The sequence below is a fragment of the Kitasatospora sp. NPDC007106 genome, from assembly GCF_040634455.1.
Lineage (GTDB): Bacteria > Actinomycetota > Actinomycetes > Streptomycetales > Streptomycetaceae > Kitasatospora > Kitasatospora arboriphila.
Genome location: NZ_JBEYFP010000554.1, coordinates 1 through 4,032, shown reverse-complemented (window position 1 = coordinate 4,032; position 4,032 = coordinate 1). Strand labels below are relative to the sequence as shown.

The 4,032-nt window shown below is 77.3% G+C and carries 3 protein-coding genes; 2 read left to right on the top strand and 1 reads right to left on the bottom strand.

Annotated elements, in window-relative coordinates; genetic code table 11:
* Together ABZ641_RS28240 and ABZ641_RS28235 are read left to right on the top strand one after the other, a co-directional pair.
* Window positions 1-287, top strand: a 287-nt coding sequence (locus ABZ641_RS28240) for a CHAD domain-containing protein (protein WP_359986177.1), incomplete at its 5' end; no start/stop codon positions are given.
* A 67-nt stretch (window positions 288-354) separates the two neighbouring features.
* Window positions 355-681, top strand: a complete 327-nt coding sequence (locus ABZ641_RS28235; RefSeq protein ID WP_359986174.1) for a hypothetical protein — start codon at window positions 355-357, stop codon at window positions 679-681.
* A 22-nt stretch (window positions 682-703) separates the two neighbouring features.
* Here ABZ641_RS28235 and ABZ641_RS28230 read toward each other — a convergent pair whose 3' ends face one another.
* Entirely contained in the window at window positions 704-3,586 is a 2,883-nt protein-coding gene (locus tag ABZ641_RS28230; protein WP_359986171.1) for a hypothetical protein, read from the bottom strand.
* Window positions 3,587-4,032: the final 446 nt, after the last annotated feature.

The following is a 4,032-nucleotide window of genomic DNA, read 5'->3' as shown; positions in this document are numbered from 1 at the left end:
CGGCCAAACGGGCCCGGTACGCGGCGGAGTGCGCCGCCCCGGCCGCCGGCCCGCCCGCCGAGAAGCTGCGCAAGCGGATGAAGCGGATCCAGCAGCCGCTCGGCGCCCATCAGGACGGCGTGGTCGCCGAGCCCGCGATCGTGGACGCCGCGGCCGGGGCCCGGCGCCACGGCGAGGACACCTTCGGCTACGGCCTGCTCCACGCGGCGCAGCGGGCCCACGAGGAGCAGCAGGTGGCCGAGGCCGCGAAGGCCCGGAAGAAGGCGCGGAAGAAGGTGAAGGGCTGACATGCGTACCCGTCCGTGCCCCGCGGTGCTGCGTGCCGCCCGCGGCCCCCGCGGTTAGCGTGCTGCCATGGCCGACCGAGAGCAGCCGACGGAGCCGTACGCCCCGGCCGTCCGCGATGCCGTGACGAACTACTTCACCGACCGGGTGACGGAGGCCGAGGTGGCGCTGGCCCGCGCGCTGCGGGAGGCCGAGGCGGTGCGCGGGCGCCGGGCCGCCTGCCTCGACGGTGCCCGGCTGACCGACGAGGAGGCCCGGCGGGTCGCCGAGGCCGCCGAACGCCGGGCCGCGCGGATCGCCGCCGCCACGGACGCCCGCCCCGAGGCCCACGCGGGTGCCGTCGCCGCGGCCCTCGCCGTCCGCGAGGGCCTCCGGTCGGCCGGCCACCCGGTCTGACCCCGGGGCGGGCGGGCCGGTCTCACGGCGTGCAGCCGGTCAGCGGCCGGGTGTCGCCCGCCGCCCGCCCGCAGATCCGTTCGGTGACCGGCGTGCCCTGCGGCCCGCGCCGTACCCGGATGATGTGCAGCCCGTGGCCGGGCTGCGGGCCGGTGGCGAGCGGCCTGGTGTCTCGGAAGTCCACGGTGCCGCTGGCCCGGCTCTTCATCTCCACCGCCCGCAGGCCCGCCATCACCGATCCGACGCCGCCGTGCTGGGAGGCCCCGGCCTTGGCGGCGCCGGCCTGGAGCGCGGCGGTGGCGTCGTAGGCGAGCGCGAGCGCGCCGTCGGAGAAGACGTCGTCCTCGTAGGGGTTGCCGCCGGTGGGGGCGAGCCGCAGCTCGGCGGCGGCGACCGCGGCGAGGTCGGAGTCGCGGGCGGTGACGGAGGGGTCGGAGAGCGCGGTGTAGTAGAGGGTGGCCTGCGGTGCCATCGAGGTGGCGCCGGTGCGGAACTGGGCCTTCGTCAGGTCGTCGCCGGTGAGGACGGTGAGCGGCCGGCTGCAGCCGGCGTCGGCGGCGAGGCGCCGCATCAGCTGGTTGACGTCGTCGGCGCGGCCCGCCAGGTAGAGCACGGCCGGCGGGTGCTCGGAGTGGCAGCTGGTGCTGAGCGCCGCCTCGAAGTCCGGGTCCCCGTTGCTGGTGAGCCCGTACTCGAGGGGGTGGCCGCCGATGAGCTGGAAGCCGGCCTCCTTGAGCATCGCGGAGCCGTACTGGGCCTGTTCGGGGCTGTACCGGTCGTCGCGGCCGGCGGTGCGGGTGAGGACGGCGGCCCAGCGGTCGGCGGGCGGCACGGCGAGGCCGTCGACGATCAGCCGCAGTGCGGCGGCCTCCTCCTGGTCGGTGGCGGCGAGGCCGAAGTAGTTGACGTGGCCCTTGGCGAGGTAGCTGCCGGAGTTGGTGGTGCTGACGACGGCGAGGCCGGCCTGCTGGAGGAGGGTGAGCGAGCTGTCGCTGTCGGCGGTGTCGCGGCCGAGGCCGACCACGCCGACGATCGAGCGGTCCCGGCGGGCGAGGTCGACGATCCGCCGCACCATGTCGGTCTGGAAGTACATGTCCTGGCCGCCGTTGGCGACCAGCACCTTGATCTTCAGCGGGTCGCCGGGGCCGGCGTTGTTGCGGATCTGCGCGAGGTGGACGCCGGTGAGTTCCTTGAGGCTGTTGAGGGCGCGGGACTGCTGGCCCGCGACGGTGGTGAGCGAGCCCGCGTAGACGACGGTGACGTAGTGGACGTCGGGCAGGGCGTCGACCCGGGCGTTCTCGCGCCGGATCGCGGCCTCCAGGGTCTCCAGGCCGACGGCGGCGCCGGTGCGGTCGGTGTCCTCGCCGGGCAGGGTGCCGCTGAGGCGGATGCCGCCGCCGTCGCCGGCGAGGGAGACGCCGCCGGTGGCGACGCCGACGCACTCGCGGGTGCCGCCCGGGTCCACCCGCCAGACCGCGTCCGGGTTGGAGCCGAGCAGCCGGGGCCCGCAGTAGCGGTCGCCGAGCTGCTGCACCCGCAGCAGGCCGCCGCAGGCGGCGAGGACGAGGACGGCGAGCACCGTCCAGCGGGACCACAGGAACCACCAGGAGCGGCCGACCGGCACCGGGGCGAGGCGGGTGGTCTCGCCGGCCCCCAGCTGGTGCCGGGTGAGCCGGACGGGCAGCGTCCAGGCCAGCGCCCGGCCGCGGCTGGGGGCCTGGCGGACCCGCAGGTCGCTGACCCAGTTCTCGTACGGGCCGCGGCGGCGGGAGCCGACGGCGTGCACGGTGACGGGGGCGGTGCCGGCGTCCTCCAGCCAGGCGGCGACGTCGGCGTGGGCGACGGCGGCGAGGACGAGCAGCGGGTCCTGCTCGCTGCGGCGGCTGCGGACGTCGGAGATCGCGCCGAGCACCCGCAGCGCGCCGTTGCGGGCGTCCGCGCGGGGCACGAAGACGACCGGCGGGACGCGGCGCTTGCGGCCGCGCAGGTCCGGCGCCCAGGAGCGGTGCGCCCAGCGGAGGTCCTCCAGCAGGGCGAGGGTGCGCAGCTGCAGGTGGAACTGCTGGGCGCGGTCCTTCTCGTCGTCGGGGGTGCCGGGCAGCTGGGCCTTGAGGATCTCGCCGGCGACCTCGCGGGCGCGCGCCCGGGTGACGTCCCAGGACATCCGGGGCCGCCAGAGCGACCAGGCGGCGGCCTGCCGGCCGGACGCGGCGAGGAAGGTGGTGGTGGCGAACCAGCGGCTGGCCCGGCCGAGCCAGGAGAGCGGCGCGGTGTTGCGGCGGACCCAGCCGGTGACGCCGAGCACCAGCAGGGCGGCGAGCAGCACGAGGACGACGACCTGCCAGGTGGCCTGGGTGAGCAGGCTGGTGAGCCCGGCGAGGACGAAGGCGCCGATCAGGCTGGTGGAGTTGAGCACGGGCGACAGCAGCCGCTGCAGTTCGCCGCCGGCCGGGCGCGGTTCGGGCCGCCAGTGCAGGTCGCGGAGCCGGCCGAGGACGGTCTCGACGTGGTCGTCGAGCGGCCGGCCGGCGGCGTCGGGGGCGGCGAGGGCGTGCCGGGCGGCCGACTCGATCGCGGCGACCAGCCGGGAGCGGGGCGCGGGGTAGCTGCGGTACCAGGCGGGGCCGCGGCGGGCCCAGGGGCCCTTGGCCAGCGAGTCCACGATGGCGACGGCGTTGCGGTGCGGGTCGTCGCCGTCCGCGCCGGCGACCACGCGGTACGGCAGTCCGCCGGCCTCCTGCGCCTCCTGGACGGCGTGCACCACGCCGCGGACCTCGCGGTCCAGATCCGGGTCGTCGTCCTCGGCGTACAGCACGACGACCGGCATCGGCAGCCGGGCGCCGCTGAACTGGCCGATGAGGTCCTTCACCAGCGCGTCGACTTCGTACTTGGCGGTCGTGCGCATACCACCGATCCGGGCGCTCTCGCGCGCCGAGCCCTGAGCCACCTGCACCCCCGTAGCCGCCCCCCGCGGGGCGCACACCGCGCCCCGGCCTGACCTGGCGTCAGACCGCGAGTGTAGACCCGGGGTGCGACGGCGCACACGGGATCGCGCGGCCCGCGGGCGGCGGGCGACCGGGACGGCCGGCTGCTCCGTCGGAGGGACAGTGCTCACCCCGACGGAGCAGTGCCGCGAGCCGCGCCCTGCGCCCGGCGCGCCGCGCGGGAAGGCTGGCGCGGGCCACCGCGCGGCCCCGCACCCCGCCGGTGCCGCCTGCTGTCCGGTACGAGCGATCGGGGGCCCGTATGACCACCGCACCACTCCCGCCGGCGGGCACGCCGGGCCAGTCGCCGCCCCCGCACGGGCGCACGGCGGCCACGCACCCCGCACCGGCACCGGCACCGGCACCG

What these genes read in the sequence shown, in the direction of transcription:
- ABZ641_RS28230 (WP_359986171.1), bottom strand. Translation starts at nt 3,586, where the DNA reads ATGCGCACGACCGCCAAGTACGAAGTCGACGCGCTGGTGAAGGACCTC.
- ABZ641_RS28235 (WP_359986174.1), top strand. Translation starts at nt 355, where the DNA reads ATGGCCGACCGAGAGCAGCCGACGGAGCCGTACGCCCCGGCCGTCCGC.